The sequence below is a fragment of the Citrobacter farmeri genome, assembly GCF_019048065.1.
GTDB classification, from domain to species: domain Bacteria; phylum Pseudomonadota; class Gammaproteobacteria; order Enterobacterales; family Enterobacteriaceae; genus Citrobacter_A; species Citrobacter_A farmeri.
On sequence record NZ_CP077291.1, the window covers coordinates 3,815,243 to 3,830,733 of the forward strand.

General features: G+C 53.8%; 15 protein-coding genes. 7 read left to right on the forward strand and 8 right to left on the reverse strand.

All coding sequences use genetic code 11. The annotated features are described in order from the left end of the window. Positions 1–71 precede the first annotated feature (71 nt). From nadC to hofC, 4 genes are all read left to right on the forward strand, one after another. A complete protein-coding gene (gene nadC / locus I6L53_RS17890; RefSeq protein ID WP_042323824.1) occupies positions 72–971 on the forward strand; it encodes a carboxylating nicotinate-nucleotide diphosphorylase in 900 nt (299 codons plus the stop codon). Positions 972–1,176: 205 nt separating this feature from the next. Beyond that, positions 1,177–1,614: a prepilin peptidase-dependent pilin gene (ppdD, locus tag I6L53_RS17895; protein WP_042323827.1), complete on the forward strand. Its 438-nt coding sequence runs from the start codon at positions 1,177–1,179 to the stop codon at positions 1,612–1,614. A gap of 9 nt (positions 1,615–1,623) precedes the next feature. Then, positions 1,624–3,009 (forward strand): type II secretion system protein GspE, encoded by a 1,386-nt coding sequence (gspE, locus tag I6L53_RS17900; RefSeq protein WP_042323828.1) that lies wholly within the window; start codon positions 1,624–1,626, stop codon positions 3,007–3,009. Next, on the forward strand, positions 2,999–4,201 hold the full coding sequence (hofC, locus tag I6L53_RS17905) for a protein transport protein HofC (protein ID WP_042323830.1): 1,203 nt from the start codon (positions 2,999–3,001) through the stop codon (positions 4,199–4,201). The genes gspE and hofC overlap by 11 nt, the downstream gene beginning before the upstream one ends. A 57-nt stretch (positions 4,202–4,258) precedes the next feature. On the opposite strand, the gene I6L53_RS17910 is transcribed toward hofC, so the two are convergent. Beyond that, complete coding sequence (locus I6L53_RS17910; protein WP_042323831.1) at positions 4,259–5,302, reverse strand: GMP reductase; 1,044 nt, start codon at positions 5,300–5,302, stop codon at positions 4,259–4,261. 225 nt (positions 5,303–5,527) lie between these two features. Here I6L53_RS17910 and coaE point away from each other — a divergent pair, with 225 nt between their 5' ends. The 3 genes from coaE to yacG are packed head-to-tail and all read left to right on the forward strand — an operon-like array spanning position 5,528 to position 7,095. After that, a complete protein-coding gene (coaE, locus tag I6L53_RS17915) occupies positions 5,528–6,148 on the forward strand; it encodes a dephospho-CoA kinase (protein WP_042323834.1) in 621 nt (206 codons plus the stop codon). Continuing rightward, complete coding sequence (gene zapD / locus I6L53_RS17920; RefSeq protein ID WP_042323835.1) at positions 6,148–6,891, forward strand: cell division protein ZapD; 744 nt, start codon at positions 6,148–6,150, stop codon at positions 6,889–6,891. The genes coaE and zapD overlap by 1 nt, the downstream gene beginning before the upstream one ends. A 9-nt stretch (positions 6,892–6,900) precedes the next feature. Further along, on the forward strand, positions 6,901–7,095 hold the full coding sequence (gene yacG / locus I6L53_RS17925; RefSeq protein WP_042323837.1) for a DNA gyrase inhibitor YacG: 195 nt from the start codon (positions 6,901–6,903) through the stop codon (positions 7,093–7,095). 65 nt (positions 7,096–7,160) lie between these two features. On the opposite strand, the gene mutT is transcribed toward yacG, so the two are convergent. From mutT to ftsQ, 7 genes are all read right to left on the reverse strand, one after another. After that, positions 7,161–7,559, reverse strand: coding sequence for an 8-oxo-dGTP diphosphatase MutT (gene mutT, locus I6L53_RS17930; RefSeq protein WP_042323840.1), 399 nt, complete (start codon positions 7,557–7,559; stop codon positions 7,161–7,163). A gap of 59 nt (positions 7,560–7,618) precedes the next feature. Continuing rightward, a complete protein-coding gene (secA, locus tag I6L53_RS17935; RefSeq protein ID WP_042323842.1) occupies positions 7,619–10,324 on the reverse strand; it encodes a preprotein translocase subunit SecA in 2,706 nt (901 codons plus the stop codon). Positions 10,325–10,388: 64 nt separating this feature from the next. Then, a complete protein-coding gene (gene secM / locus I6L53_RS17940) occupies positions 10,389–10,895 on the reverse strand; it encodes a secA translation cis-regulator SecM (protein WP_042323845.1) in 507 nt (168 codons plus the stop codon). A 277-nt stretch (positions 10,896–11,172) separates the two neighbouring features. Further along, positions 11,173–12,090: a UDP-3-O-acyl-N-acetylglucosamine deacetylase gene (lpxC, locus tag I6L53_RS17945; RefSeq protein ID WP_042323847.1), complete on the reverse strand. Its 918-nt coding sequence runs from the start codon at positions 12,088–12,090 to the stop codon at positions 11,173–11,175. Between the two features lie 100 nt (positions 12,091–12,190). After that, positions 12,191–13,342: a cell division protein FtsZ gene (gene ftsZ / locus I6L53_RS17950; protein WP_004857884.1), complete on the reverse strand. Its 1,152-nt coding sequence runs from the start codon at positions 13,340–13,342 to the stop codon at positions 12,191–12,193. 59 nt (positions 13,343–13,401) lie between these two features. After that, positions 13,402–14,664 carry a cell division protein FtsA gene (gene ftsA / locus I6L53_RS17955; RefSeq protein WP_003018755.1) on the reverse strand — a complete coding sequence of 421 codons (1,263 nt, stop codon included), beginning with the start codon at positions 14,662–14,664 and terminating at the stop codon, positions 13,402–13,404. Next, entirely contained in the window at positions 14,661–15,491 is an 831-nt protein-coding gene (gene ftsQ / locus I6L53_RS17960) for a cell division protein FtsQ (protein ID WP_042323848.1), read from the reverse strand. The genes ftsA and ftsQ overlap by 4 nt, the downstream gene beginning before the upstream one ends.

Genomic DNA, 15,491 nt, shown 5'->3' on the forward strand with positions numbered 1-15,491 from the left:
AGTGGTGCTTATAGCCGCTTCAGAGTAGCATGTTTCTACCTTATGATTCGTTAGCAATTTGGAGTTTTCTCATGCCGCCTCGCCGCTATAACCCTGACTACCGACGTGACGCGCTGTTGGAACGTATTAACCTGGATATCCCAAACGTTGTCGCCCAGGCGCTGCGTGAAGATTTAGGCGGTGAAGTGGATGCCAGCAACGATATTACGGCTCAACTGTTACCGGAGAACGCCCGTTCTCATGCCACGGTCATCACCCGTGAAGACGGCGTTTTTTGTGGCAAACGCTGGGTCGAAGAGGTCTTTATTCAACTGGCTGGCGACGATGTCAGCATCAGTTGGCATGTGGATGACGGCGACAACATCAAGGCGAATCAACCGCTGTTTGAGCTGGACGGCCCCTCTCGCGTGTTACTGACCGGCGAGCGCACCGCGTTGAACTTTGTGCAAACCCTGTCAGGCGTCGCCAGCGAAGTGCGTAAGTACGTCGATATCCTGGCGGGCACAAAAACCCAACTGCTGGACACGCGTAAAACGCTGCCGGGACTGCGTACCGCACTCAAATACGCCGTGCTCTGCGGCGGCGGCGCGAATCATCGTCTGGGGCTTTCGGATGCATTCCTGATCAAAGAGAACCATATTATTGCTTCTGGTTCCGTGCGTCAGGCGGTGGAGAAAGCCTTCTGGTTACACCCGGATGTCCCTGTGGAAGTCGAAGTTGAAAATCTGGATGAACTGGACGACGCGCTGAAAGCCGGTGCCGACATTATCATGCTGGACAACTTTGAAACGGCGCAGATGCGTGAAGCCGTTAAACGGACCAACGGCCAGGCGCAGCTGGAAGTTTCAGGCAACGTAACAGACGAAACGCTGCGTGAATTTGCCGAAACCGGCGTCGACTTTATCTCAGTGGGTGCACTCACCAAACATCTCCGGGCGCTCGACCTGTCCATGCGCTTCGCTAACGTTTAATCATTATACGGCCCGATCTCGCACTGCTTATCGGGCCTGTTTGCCCCTTCCAGGCACAAAATCCTCGTAATGCCTCGCAACCCCCTTGCTCACGACTGCAAACCGATAATATTCCTCTGAACCCACCTTCCCGATTCATTTTTTGCTGCTCGCCCACCGCACTCGCATTTGCCAAAGTGACCTCCACTCACTCAAGGAGCGAAAAATGGACAAACAACGCGGATTTACCCTTATTGAACTGATGGTCGTGATCGGCATTATCGCTATCCTCAGCGCCATCGGCATTCCAGCCTATCAAAACTATCTGCGCAAAGCGGCGCTGACCGACATGCTACAAACTTTTGTCCCCTACCGAACCGCCGTTGAACTCTGCGCCCTGGAGCATGGGGGCACGGATACCTGCGACGCAGGAGTTAATGGCATTCCATCGGCTACAACGACACGCTACGTCTCAGAAATGAGCATTGAGAATGGGGTGGTTTCTCTTACCGGCCAGGAAAGTCTGAACGGGCTTAGCGTCATCATGACGCCAGTGTGGGACAAAGCTGAGGGCATTACGGGCTGGACGCGTAACTGCGACATCCAGAATGACAGCGCGTTAAAACAGGCCTGCGAAGACGTCTTTCGCTTTGATAGCCACTAAGGATGCACAATGAACACGACGCAACTCAGCGCGCTATGCCTACGCTACCAGGGGATACTCCTTGAAGCCAATAACGATGTGGTACACATTGCCGTCGAAGATGCCCCTTCTCAAGAACTACTGGACGCCCTGCATTTCGCCACGACTCGCCGCATTGAGATTGCCTGCTGGACGCGCCAGCAGATGGAGCACCACCAGCATCAGTCCTCACCCACGCTACCATCCGTGGTTCCTGAAAGCGGTGCCAGTGCTGCGGTTTTGCTGGATAAAACATTACAGATCGCGCTGGCGAAGCGGGCCTCAGACATCCACATAGAACCTGCAGAACATCACGTTCGTCTTCGGTTACGGGTGGATGGCGTGCTGCATAGCTTACCCGATATCGCCAAAGAGACCGGCATCGCTCTGACAGCACGTCTGAAAGTATTAAGCCATCTGGACATTGCGGAGCGCCGCCTACCGCAGGACGGGCAATTTACCGTTGAGCTGAATGGCGCAGCCGTCTCGTTTCGTATCGCCACCCTTCCCTGCCGTTATGGCGAAAAGGTGGTGCTGCGGTTGCTGCATCAGGTGAATCAGGCACTGGAAGTCTCCGCATTGGGTATGCACGACACGCAGCTATCTGCCTTCATCCACGCCTTACAACAGCCACAGGGGCTGATCCTCGTCACCGGCCCCACGGGTAGCGGTAAAACGGTAACCCTTTATAGCGCATTGCAAACGCGAAACGCCCCGGAGGTGAACCTGTGTAGCGTTGAAGATCCCGTGGAAATTCCCCTCGACGGTATCAATCAGACGCAGATCCATCCGCGTGCCGGGCTGACCTTTCAGGGCGTATTGCGTGCGCTGTTGCGTCAGGATCCAGATGTCATCATGGTGGGCGAGATCCGTGACGGTGAAACCGCAGAAATTGCCATTAAAGCCGCACAGACCGGACATCTGGTGCTTTCCACGCTGCATACCAACTCAACCTGCGAAGCACTGGTGCGTTTGCAGCAAATGGGCGTAGCGCGCTGGATGCTCTCTTGCGCGTTAACCCTGGTCGTGGCACAACGGTTGGTCAGAAAACTGTGTCCACACTGTCGGCGACTTATCGACGATCCGATCCGCTTGCCGCCCGCATGGTACCCAACGCCACTGCCCCGCTGGCAGGCTGTTGGCTGCGAACACTGCTATCACGGATTCTATGGCCGTGCGGCGTTGTTTGAAGTGCTTACAATCACCGCTGAACTGCGTCATCAGATTGCCAACGACGCCTCGGCCGCCGCGTTGGAAACCTATGCGAAACAGGCGGGAATGAGCACGCTCTTTGAAAGCGGATGTCGCTGTGTCGATCAAGGACTGACAACCTTTGAGGAACTGGTGCGTATTCTGGGCATGCCAAATGACCACTAAACAACTGTGGTACTGGCAGGGGATGAATCGCGATGGCCTGCCCGGAGAGGGAACCTGGTGGGCAGAAAATCGGCTCCTGCTCATGCAGGAACTGGAACAGCGTCAGATAACGCTGCTGCGCGTAAAATCTCTACGCGTGAAGCGTACGCTCTGGCGCAGTGACAAATGTACGGAAGTGATCCACCAACTCGCGACGCTGCTGAAGGCGGGTTTAACACTCTCCGAAGGGCTGGAGCTGCTGGCCGGACAGCAACCCAGCAAGCAGTGGCAAGCCCTGCTAGGGAACCTTGCGCATGAACTGGAACACGGTACGCCACTCTCCAGCGCGCTGGCACAATGGCCTGACGTTTTCCCGCCTTTGTATCAGGCGATGATACGCACCGGTGAACTGACCGGGAAACTGGATGAGTGCTGCTTTGAACTCGCCCGACAGCAGAAGGCGCAAAGGCAGCTAACCGATAAGGTCAAAAAAGCGCTGCGTTACCCCATCATCATATTAACGATGGCGGTTTTGGTCGTGCTGGCGATGCTCCACTTTGTTCTGCCTGAATTTGCTGCCATTTACCGAACCTTTGACACGCCGCTGCCTGCACTCACCCAGGGGATCATCGCGTTTGCCGACTGGAGCCAACGCTGGGGTGGGCTGATTACCCTGATAATCGTCATGCTGATTGCAGCCAACCGTCTGCTGAGCCGAAAACCCGCCTGGCAAATTCTGCGCCAGCGAGCCTTACTCCACATACCTGTGATGGGACAGTTGATCAGAGGCCAGAAGCTCACGCAAATCTTTACCATCCTCGCGCTGACGCAAACAGCGGGGATTGCATTTTTACCCGCGCTTGAGAGCGTAAAAGAGACGATTCAGTGCCCCTATTGGGCACGGCGCCTGGCGCAGGTACAGCACGATATCAGTACGGGCATTCCCGTCTGGCAGGCACTCAAAAATGCAGAAGAATTTAGCCCGCTGTGCCTGCAACTGGTCAGGACAGGGGAAGCCTCCGGCTCGCTGGATACCATGTTGCACAACCTTGCCCGGCATCATGATGAACATACTCAGGCAATGGCTGACAACCTGGCGGCATTACTGGAACCGGCGTTGCTGGTGATTACCGGGCTTATCATCGGCACACTGGTCGTGGCGATGTATTTACCGATTTTCCATCTGGGCGATGCGATGAGTGGCGTGGGATAACAAAGGGAAGTCGACAGCAGAACTGGCGCGGAATATAGCGCCAGTTCCTGGTGAGGGTTACAGGCTATTGAAAACGCGGTTTTCTTGTTCCTGAACCCGGATAAACGTTGTACGTTTGGTCAGCTCTTTCAGACGAGAGGCACCGACGTAAGTACAGGCAGAACGCAAGCCGCCAAGAATATCACGCGCGGTATTCTCCACCGGGCCACGCAGCGGCAGCTTGACGGTTTTACCTTCCGCTGCACGATACTGCGCGACGCCGCCGACATGACGGGTCATGGCGGATTCGGAACTCATGCCATAGAACAACATGAATTTTTCGCCGTTTTCTTCAATGACTTTACCGCCGCTTTCTTCATGACCTGCCAGCATACCGCCAAGCATCACGAAATCCGCGCCGCCGCCGAAGGCTTTCGCCACATCACCAGGCATGGTGCAACCACCATCGCTGACAATCATCCCACCCAGGCCATGCGCCGCATCAGCACATTCGATCACTGCAGACAATTGCGGATAACCGACGCCGGTTTTCACACGGGTGGTGCAGACGGAACCCGGACCAATCCCGACTTTAACGATATCCGCGCCAGACAGAACCAGTTCTTCACACATTTCACCCGTCACCACGTTTCCGGCGCAAATGGTTTTGGTCGGCCAGGCCTCACGCGCCTTCGACACGAACTGGACGAAATGTTCAGAGTAGCCGTTAGCGACATCGATGCAGACAAAGTTCAGCGCCGGATTCAGCGCCAGAATCTGTTTGGTCTTTTCGAAATCCGCATCAGAGGTACCGGTAGAGACCATGACGTGCTTGAGCACATTGGCTGACGCTGCGCCAACAAAGGCCGCCCAGTCTTCGACAGTGTAATGCTTATGAACGGCGGTCAGCACATCGAAAGAGGCGAGAGCCGTTGCCATCTCGAATGTCCCGACGGTATCCATGTTTGCAGCAATAACAGGAACACCGGACCAGGTCTGACCTGAGTGTTTAAAGGTGAATTGACGCTCCAGCTCAACATCGGAACGACTTTTAAGGGTAGAACGCTTAGGGCGGATAAGAACGTCTTTAAAACCTAACTTCAGATCTTCTTCAATACGCATGTGCGGATTCCTGGGGTTAAGGGCTATTAGTATGAGAGCGCAACTCCAGTGACGCTATCATACGCACTAATCAATGCCGCGCAAGACTGCGAAATTCTCTTTTTTTACGCTACAATCCCATAAATTTACCTGGTGAACGGCGGGCACGCCCGGAATCATCATCGCCAGTGTACGTTTAACTTTCAACCAATTGATTACCATAATGAATTCCCGGGAACTGAGCTTATGAGGTATACAGTAGCCTTAACTGGCGGCATTGGCAGTGGTAAAAGCACTGTTGCGAATGCCTTTGCTGACCTCGGAATTCAGATAGTTGACGCAGATATTATTGCCCGCCAGGTCGTCGAACCGGGCAAGCCTGCGCTGGATGCGATTGCAGAACATTTTGGCCCGGAGCTGATTTCCGCGGACGGCACGCTTCACCGTCGTCTGCTTCGCGAGCGGATCTTTGCCCATCCGCAAGAGAAAGCCTGGCTCAATGCCTTGCTTCATCCGCTCATCCAGCAGGAGACCCAGCGTCAGTTTCAGCAGGCGACGTCTGCATATGTACTCTGGGTTGTGCCATTACTGGTTGAAAACGGCCTTTATCGCCAGGCAAATCGCGTGCTCGTGGTCGATGTCACCCCCGAGACGCAGCTTTCCCGGACTATGCAGCGCGACGACGTTACGCGCGCGCATGTTGAACAGATTCTCGCTGCCCAGGCGTCGCGTGAAGCGCGCCTTGCTGTGGCAGACGATGTTATTGATAATAATGGCGCACCAGACTCCATCATGTCGGATGTCGCCCGCCTGCACGCACGTTATCTCCAGCTTGCGTCGCAGTTTGTCTCACAGGAAAAACCGTAATGCACACCCAGGTCCTTTTTGAACACCCTCTCAATGAGAAGATGCGCACGTGGTTGCGCATTGAATTTTTGATTCAACAACTCTCTGCCCGCTTACCGATCGCAGATCACTCTGATGCCCTGCACTTCTTTCGTAATGCCGGAGATTTGTTGGACGTATTCGAACGTGGTGAAGTGCGTACAGAATTACTGAAAGAGCTTGAGCGGCAACAGCGTAAACTTCAGGCATGGATTGAAGTGCCAGGCGTAGACCAAAGCCGTATTGATGCACTGCGCCAGCAGCTAAAAACGGCCGGCAGTATTTTAATTTCCGCGCCCCGCATGGGACAATTTTTGCGTGAGGACCGGCTGATTGCCCTGGTTCGCCAGCGTCTGAGCATTCCCGGCGGCTGCTGTAGCTTTGATTTACCGACGCTGCATATCTGGCTGCATATGCCACAGGCGCAGCGCGATGCTCAGGTCGATAGCTGGCTTGCCAGTCTGAACCCGCTGAACCAGGCGCTGACACTGATCCTTGATTTAATTCGCAATTCGGCACCGTTTCGTAAACAGACCAGTCTGAACGGGTTTTATCAGGATAACGGGGAAGATGCGGATTTACTGCGCCTGCAATTGCCGCTGGGTTTACAGCTTTATCCGCAAATTTCCGGCCACAAAAGCCGTTTTGCGATCCGTTTTATGCCGCTCGATAGCGACAATGGCGTGGTGCCTGAACGCCTCGATTTCGAACTGGCCTGCTGTTAAGGAGTGAAAATGTCAGAGACGATCACCGTAAACTGCCCAACCTGCGGCAAGACGGTTGTATGGGGTGAAGTCAGTCCATTCCGCCCGTTTTGTTCCAAACGTTGTCAGTTGATCGATTTAGGCGAATGGGCCGCTGAAGAGAAACGCATTGCCAGCAGTGGCGATCTATCCGATAGCGACGACTGGAGCGAAACGAAAGAGTAAGCAGAGGCGGTGTGGGGGACAAAATACGCCCACACCGTGACTTGCCGGATCGCGGAGTCGTCTTATCAGGTCCGGGCGGTTTGAACTAATTTCATAATGATCGGTTCATTCGCCGGAGGGAAATCCTCCGCCTGCAACGCCCCGGCGGCAATCCATTTTCCAGGCTGACCCTCTTTCCCCCATGGCTCGCCTTTCCAGCTTTCGACCAGCCAGAACCACAGCGTGATATGCCTGTCGGGAAACTGATATTCCAGTTTCTCAAAAAGCGTGGCGCCTACCGGCGTAATTCCCACCTCTTCCTGTAGTTCGCGACTCAGTGCCTGCTCCGGCGTCTCTCCGGCTTCAATCTTGCCGCCAGGAAACTCCAGTTTGTTCGCCATGTGCGCATCGGCCGCACGCTGGGTGATAAAGATTTCGTTATACGGATTACGGATAATCCCGACGGCGATGTTCAGTTTTTTCATATTGTCGTATCCATAAAAAAGGCGCAGTTTCCTGCGCCTCATTGTTATTATTCAGAATTTTAGCTCAGACGACCGTGGCACTGTTTGTATTTTTTACCGGAACCACACGGACACGGATCGTTACGACCCACTTTACGCTCGCCCGTTTGCGCCGCCAGATCGGCCGCTGCGGCGCTGTCATCGTCCTGATGGCTCAGTTGCTGCATCTGCGCTAAGCGTTCCGCTTCTTCACGACGCTGTTGCTCCATCGCCTCGACTTCTTCCGGCATGCGTACCTGAACTTTGCTCAGCGTGCTGATCACTTCGTACTTCAGTGTTTCCAGCATGGAGGCAAACATCGAGAAGGACTCACGCTTATATTCCTGCTTCGGATCTTTCTGCGCATAGCCGCGCAGGTGGATCCCCTGACGCAGGTAATCCATCGCCGCCAGGTGCTCTTTCCACAAGGAGTCAAGCGTTTGCAGCATGACGCCTTTTTCAAAGTGACGCATCATCTCTGCGCCAACCACCTCTTCTTTGCGCTGATACACTTCGATGGCCTGCGCCAGAATACGCTCACGCAGCGTCTCTTCATGCAGTTCCGGCTCTTTATCCAGCCATTCAGCAATGGGCATATCCAGATCGAAGTCATTTTTCAGGCGTTCCTGTAGACCCGGGATATCCCACATTTCTTCCAGAGACTGCGGCGGAATGTAAGCATCAATAGTGGCTTTGAACACGTCTTCACGAATGCTGTTGATGGTTTCGCTAACATCGCTCACGTCCAGCAGTTCGTTACGCTGGCTATAGATCGCACGACGCTGATCGTTGGCAACATCATCGTATTCCAGCAATTGCTTACGAATATCGAAGTTGCGGCTTTCCACTTTACGCTGTGCGTTGGCAATCGCTTTGGTGACCCACGGGTGCTCAATGGCCTCGCCCGGTTTCATCCCCAGTTTACGCATCATGCCGGACACGCGGTCAGAGGCAAAAATACGCATCAGCGCATCTTCCATCGACAGGTAGAAACGTGAAGAACCCGCATCACCCTGACGACCGGAACGACCGCGTAGCTGGTTATCGATACGACGAGACTCATGACGCTCAGTACCGATGATATGCAGACCACCGGACGCCAGCACAGCTTCATGACGAACCTGCCAGTCAGCTTTAATCTGTGCGATCTGCTCTGGCGTTGGGTTTTCCAGCGCAGCCACTTCTGCCTGCCAGCTACCACCCAGCACGATATCCGTACCACGACCGGCCATGTTGGTGGCGATAGTTACTGCCGCCGGATAGCCCGCTTGCGCGACGATAGCCGCTTCGTTGGCGTGGAATTTGGCGTTCAGAACGTTATGCTTGATACCGGCTTTGGTCAGTTCGTTAGAAACCACTTCGGATTTCTCGATGGAGATAGTCCCCACCAGCACCGGCTGACCATTGGCGGTGCGTTCTTTAATATCTTCAATGATGGCCTGAATTTTTTCCGCTTCGGTCATGTAGACCAGATCCGGCATGTCCTTACGGATCATCGGACGGTTGGTCGGCACCACCACGGTATCCAGTTTATAGATAGAGCTGAACTCGAACGCTTCAGTATCCGCAGTACCGGTCATACCGGCCAGTTTTTCATACAGACGGAAGTAGTTCTGGAAGGTGATCGAGGCCAGCGTCTGGTTCTCGTTCTGAATTTCCACACCCTCTTTCGCTTCAACCGCCTGGTGCAGACCATCAGACCAGCGACGTCCCTGCATGGTACGACCGGTATGTTCGTCAACGATGATGACTTCACCGTCTTTCACAATGTAGTCTACGTCGCGAGTGAACAGCGCATGCGCGCGCAGTGCAGCGGTCACGTGATGCATCAGCATAATGTTGCCCGGAGAGTACAGTGACTCACCCTCATCCATAATGCCTTCTTTCACCAGCAGTTCTTCAATCAGCACCAGGCCACGTTCAGTCAGGTTCACCTGACGCGCTTTTTCATCCACAGAGAAGTGACCTTCCCCCTGGAAGTTGTCGGAGTCTTCTTTCTCCTGACGAACCAGATAGGGGATGATTTTGTTCACTTTCTTGTACATTTCCGAGCTGTCTTCAGCCGGGCCGGAAATGATCAGCGGCGTACGTGCTTCGTCGATCAGGATGGAGTCGACCTCATCCACCAGCGCATAGTGCAGTTTACGCTGTACGCGCTCTTCAGGGCTGAACGCCATGTTGTCACGCAGGTAGTCAAAGCCATATTCGTTGTTGGTGCCGTAAGTAATGTCTGCGGCATAAGCTTCGCGCTTGGCTGGCGCAGGCATACCCGGCAGGTTGATACCGACGGTCATACCAAGGAATTCGAACAGTGGACGGTTGTTTTCGGCGTCACGCTGGGCCAGATAGTCGTTCACGGTAACCACGTGAACGCCTTTGCCGCTCAGCGCGTTCAGGTAAGCGGGCAGGGTTGCGGTCAGAGTTTTACCTTCACCGGTACGCATTTCCGCGATGCAACGCTCGTTAAGGACCATCCCTCCGAGCAACTGCACGTCAAAGTGACGCATGCCGAATACGCGCTTACTGGCTTCACGTACGACGGCAAATGCTTCCGGGATCAGGCTTTCCACGCTTTGGCCTTTTTCCAGACGCGCACGGAATTCACCGGTTTTTGCCTTAAGTTCGTCATCGGAGAGTTTTTCCATCTCCGGTTCCATGGCATTGATCACTGCAACCGCTTTACGCATACGACGCAACGTACGATCGTTACGGCTACCGAATACTTTCGTTAATAATTTGATTAGCATATTAAAATCTCAAACGCCCCGCGATGTGGGGTCATAATAATTAGTTGAAGTTTGTTGGTTTTTGTTAGCTGAGGCGTTGAGGGCCGGCGCGGATCCCCTGCGCCTGACTTATCCAGGCGGGAACAGTGAATACGGCCTGAGGCGTAAAATGGGCATACGTTACGCGCGGCGCACTTGCCGAAAGCGTACCTTCCTGGGTCAGCATCGCGCTGAGCGTGTTCAGTAAGGCTAAATGGTGCGCCTGAAGCGGTAACGGCTCTTCAGCAACGGGCAGCGCCTGCGGGGCCATTGCGAAGGAAAGATGACGAATGACCGTGCGAATAGCATGTTGATGCCAGTAGTCGACGGTGAAATTGGGGCGGCGGTTGCTCGTTTCCAGCAGCGCCAGCTGGCTGAAATTGACTTTAACGCGTTGCTCGTGACTGCTGGCTGCTGCCTTTGCAGGCGTTGTCGGCTCAACGGTATTTCCGAGCGCAGGCAAGCCAAAACTCGCCGCGACCATCCCTAATAAGAGATGCGGCCAGAAGTAGCGTCTACCTAACTGTCGCCAGCGCGTCAGTATTCCACTCACGTTATTGCCATCCCAATCGTGTTATTCAAAACGTTTTTTGCGCACAAATCTTATCATTAATGTGCAGGCACTACAGCAGTATTGATAAGAAGTTGCAGGTAAAAATGCTTAAGAAAGCAGCGTTCGCACGGCATTGCGGTTCAGTACGCTAAAGAACGATACCAAATAACGGCTTTGCCTACAGACAGGGCAGAAAAAAGCCAAAAAAAACGACTGGCTTACCTGGCCGGAGAGAGTGCCAGATTAACCAGTCGAATTTATGCGACAACCTGTGTCGTTATGCCAGTACGGTCGAAGGCGCTTTGAAAGCCAGCGGCAGTTCTGCGTCGTCCTGGAAGGTCACAAATTCCCAGGCTTCCTGTTTTGCCAGGACAGCCTGAAGCAGTTTGTTATTCAGTGCATGACCGGATTTGTACGCGGTAAATGCACCAATAATGTTGTGACCGCACATGAACAAGTCGCCAATTGCGTCGAGCATTTTGTGACGAACGAATTCATCTTCAAAACGCAGGCCATCTTCGTTCAGTACGCGATAATCGTCAACAACGATGGCACAATCGAAGCTGCCGCCCAGGCACAGGCCACGAGACTGCAGATATTCGATATCACGCATGAAACCAAAAGTACGCGCACGGCTAATCTGGCGCATGAACGCATCAGCAGAGAAATTCATCGCATAGCGCTGAGTGCTGGAGTCGATCGCCGGATGGTTAAAGTCGATGGTGAAATCCAACGTAAAACCATTGTACGGTCTGAACTCGGCCCACTTGTCACCATCTTCGACCCGAACGGTCTCTTTGATGCGAACAAATTTCTTGGCACTGCTTAGTTCTTCAATACCGGCGTCAAGCAACAGGTAGACAAACGGAGCAGCACTGCCATCCATGATCGGGATTTCCGGAGCATCGACTTCGATAACAATGTTATCGATACCCAACCCCGCCAGAGCAGCATTAAGGTGCTCTACGGTTGAAATCCGTACATCATGCTCGTTAACCAGACACGTACAGAGCATGGTATCACGCACAGATTTGGCATCGGCCGGGAAATCTACCGGTGGATTCAAGTCGGTGCGACGATAGATGACCCCGGTGTTGGCCGGCGCAGGGCGTAATGTCAGGGTGACTTTCTTGCCGGTATGCAAACCGACGCCAGTCGCCTGAACGATACGTTTAAGTGTCCTTTGTTTGATCATCGTATAATCTCGCCAAATTACCTATCCAACCGAAGTGTACTATACATTCGGTGGGCCAGTTTAGCACAAAGAGCCTCGAATCCCAAATTCCAGCCGATTCTTAATCGGCTTGCTTACGCAGGAATGCAGGGATATCCAGATAATCCGGCTCTTTCGCGGTTTGCGGCGTATTGTCGTTCACCACTTTTGCGACCGGTTTCTGCTCTTGCGTCAACGGTGCCATACCGTGCTGCTGGTAACGATCCATCACCGGCTGCTGCACCTGTTTGTTGGTGACCAGCGTGATTTCAGGACGCTTGTCCATACCAATACCGGTTGCCACCACGGTGACACGCAGTTCGTCATTCATATCCGGATCCAGGGAGGTACCGATCACCACGGTCGCGTTATCCGATGCAAAGGCACGGATAGTGTTACCGACAGTTTCGAACTCATCCAGACGCAGGTCGAAGCCCGCCGTGATGTTGACGAGCACACCACGCGCCCCAGACAGATCGATATCTTCCAGCAGCGGAGAGGAGATCGCCATTTCAGCAGCTTCTTCCGCACGGTCTTCACCGCTCGCGACGCCAGAACCCATCATCGCGTAGCCCATTTCGGACATCACGGTGCGCACGTCAGCAAAGTCGACGTTCATCAGACCCGGACGGGTAATCAGTTCGGCGATCCCCTGCACCGCGCCTTTCAGCACATCGTTCGCCGCGCCAAACGCGTCGAGCAGAGAGATACCGCGACCCAGTACTTTCAGCAGCTTGTCGTTCGGGATAGTGATCAGCGAGTCCACATGCTTGGACAGTTCAGTGATCCCCTGCTCCGCGAAAGCCATACGCTTTTTGCCTTCAAAATTGAAAGGCTTGGTCACAACCGCAACGGTCAGGATCCCTAAATCTTTAGCCACTTCAGCAACCACTGGTGCTGCACCGGTACCGGTGCCGCCGCCCATGCCTGCTGCGATAAACACCATGTCTGCACCGTCAAGCGCTGCACGCAGAGCTTCACGATCTTCATCTGCTGCATTGCGACCGACTTCCGGGTTCGCACCCGCACCCAGACCTTTGGTAATACCGCTACCGATCTGGATAGTCTGGCCAACCGCAGTCTTTCGCAACGCCTGAGCGTCGGTATTTACCGCGAAGAATTCAACACCCTCAATGCGCTCGCGCACCATGTGTTCAACGGCATTACCGCCGCCGCCACCGACGCCGATGACTTTAATCACCGCGTCGTTGGTCAGTTCCATAGGTTCAAACATAGTTTCTCTCTCCGTTGTGCCTGTCGCCTGAGGCCGTAATTTCGCCAGCCTCATAAAAATTAAAACTCTTTTCGCAGCCAGCTGTTAAGACGTTTAATCCAAGAGCCAACTGAAGCCGTAACACGCTTCTCTACTTCAGCTTCACCACTTAAATGGGACTCTTTCCCGTAGTGAAGCAGCCCCACCGCCGTTGAGTAATACGGCTCCTGAGCGTAATCCGTCAGACCAGTAATATTCAGCGGCGCACCGATACGCACCTGCGTATGGAACACGCGCTGGGCACAGGCAGCAAGACCTTCGATTTGCGCCGCACCACCGGTCAGTACAATCCCCGCCGCCAGATGATGTTTCACACCCTGCTGGCGAAGCTGTTCCTGTAATTGCAATATCTCTTCGTTGACCAGATTGAGCAGCTCGGTATAACGCGGCTCAATCACCTCTGCCAGCGTCTGTCGTTGCAGACTGCGCGGCGGACGCCCACCCACGCTTGGCACTTCAACGCTTTCATCTTTCCCGACAATGGATCCCAGCGCGCAGCCGTGGCGAACTTTAATCGCTTCGGCGTCACTCGGTGGCGTGCCGAAGGCATACGCGATGTCGCTGGTGACCACATTGCCTGCATAAGGGATCACTTTGGTATGGCGCAAAGCCCCGCCAGTATAAACGGCGATGTCCATTGTACCACCACCAATATCAACGACGCAGACGCCCAGTTCACGTTCATCTTCCGTCAGGACAGAATAACTGGCCGCCAGTCCGGCAAATATCAGTTGGTCAACTTTCAGACCACAACGTTCCACGGCTTTAACAATATTCTTTGCCATATCGTTGTGGCAGGTGATCAAATGTACTTTTGCCTGCATACGAACGCCGGAAAGACCGACCGGGTTTTTAATCCCTTCCTGGTAGTCAATCGCATATTCCTGCGGGATCACGTGCAGAACACGGTGCTCATCGCGAACGCGTACTGATTTCGCGGTATGCACGACGTTTTCCACGTCTTCCTGCGTCACTTCTTCTTCCGAAATCGGCACCATGCCGATTTCATTCTGACAGCTAATATGTTTGCCCGAAAGCGCCAAATAGACCGAGGAGATTTGGCAATCCGCCATCAGTTCTGCCTGGTCAATGGCGCGCTGCACGCATTTCACCACGGATTCAAGGTCATTAACGCCGCCTTTATCCATCCCGCGTGACGGGCAACTGCCCACGCCAATGATATTGACCATACCGTCGGGCAGAACTTCCCCTACTAAAGCGGCGACCTTCGCGGTGCCAATCTCCAGTCCAACTACCAGTTTTCTGTCCGTCGCCTTGATCATTGTTGTTCTGCCTGTGCCTGATTCTGTTGCTGATTAGATTCCTCCGGAGGCAAGGGAACCCACCCTACTGCCGCTCCTGAGTCATAACGCAAATCAACGTAGCTAATCCGTTTGCCATCGGTTTGCGCCTGCTGCTGTAAAACCGGGTAAAGTTCTACAAAGCGAGCCAAACGTTTCATCGTGTCACCCCTGCCGAGATTGAGCTTAATATCGTTATTAAGCGTCAACTGCCAGGAACGACGAGCGGTCATTGCCGCTTCCTTTAAGGTAAACCGGTCCTTCGCCAACACCTGTGACATGTCACGATATCCCTGCAACACTTCACTCGCGCTGCCTTCCGGGCCTGATAACATGGGTAAAACCTGTTTGCTGGTGCGATCGGCCGGCACGCTGAAGGCATTTCCCTCGGCGTCTACCATATGCTGATCATTCCAACGCGCAATCGGCACATATTCAACCAGATGAATCTTCAATTCATCAGGCCATTGCTTTCTGACACTGGCCTGCTTAATCCACGGCAAGCGTTCAATCTGACTCTGGATGATATTCACATCCTGGGTCATAAAGGTGCCAGGCGCGCCCAGCGCCAGAATCGACTGGCGAATATCATCATTCTTCGTGTAATGGCGCTCACCGGTTAACACCAGTTTTGACAGCGGCAAACGCTGCGCATCTTCCATCCACCCTAACACCACCCAGCCGCTGACCAGCACGGTACACAGCACCGTCAGCAGGAAGAAAATACCTGCAAGACGCGTTCCATTATTGCGACGTGAGGAGGAAGCCTCTTCATCACTGTTTCGCGTGTTCAGCGCAGCCTGCGACAT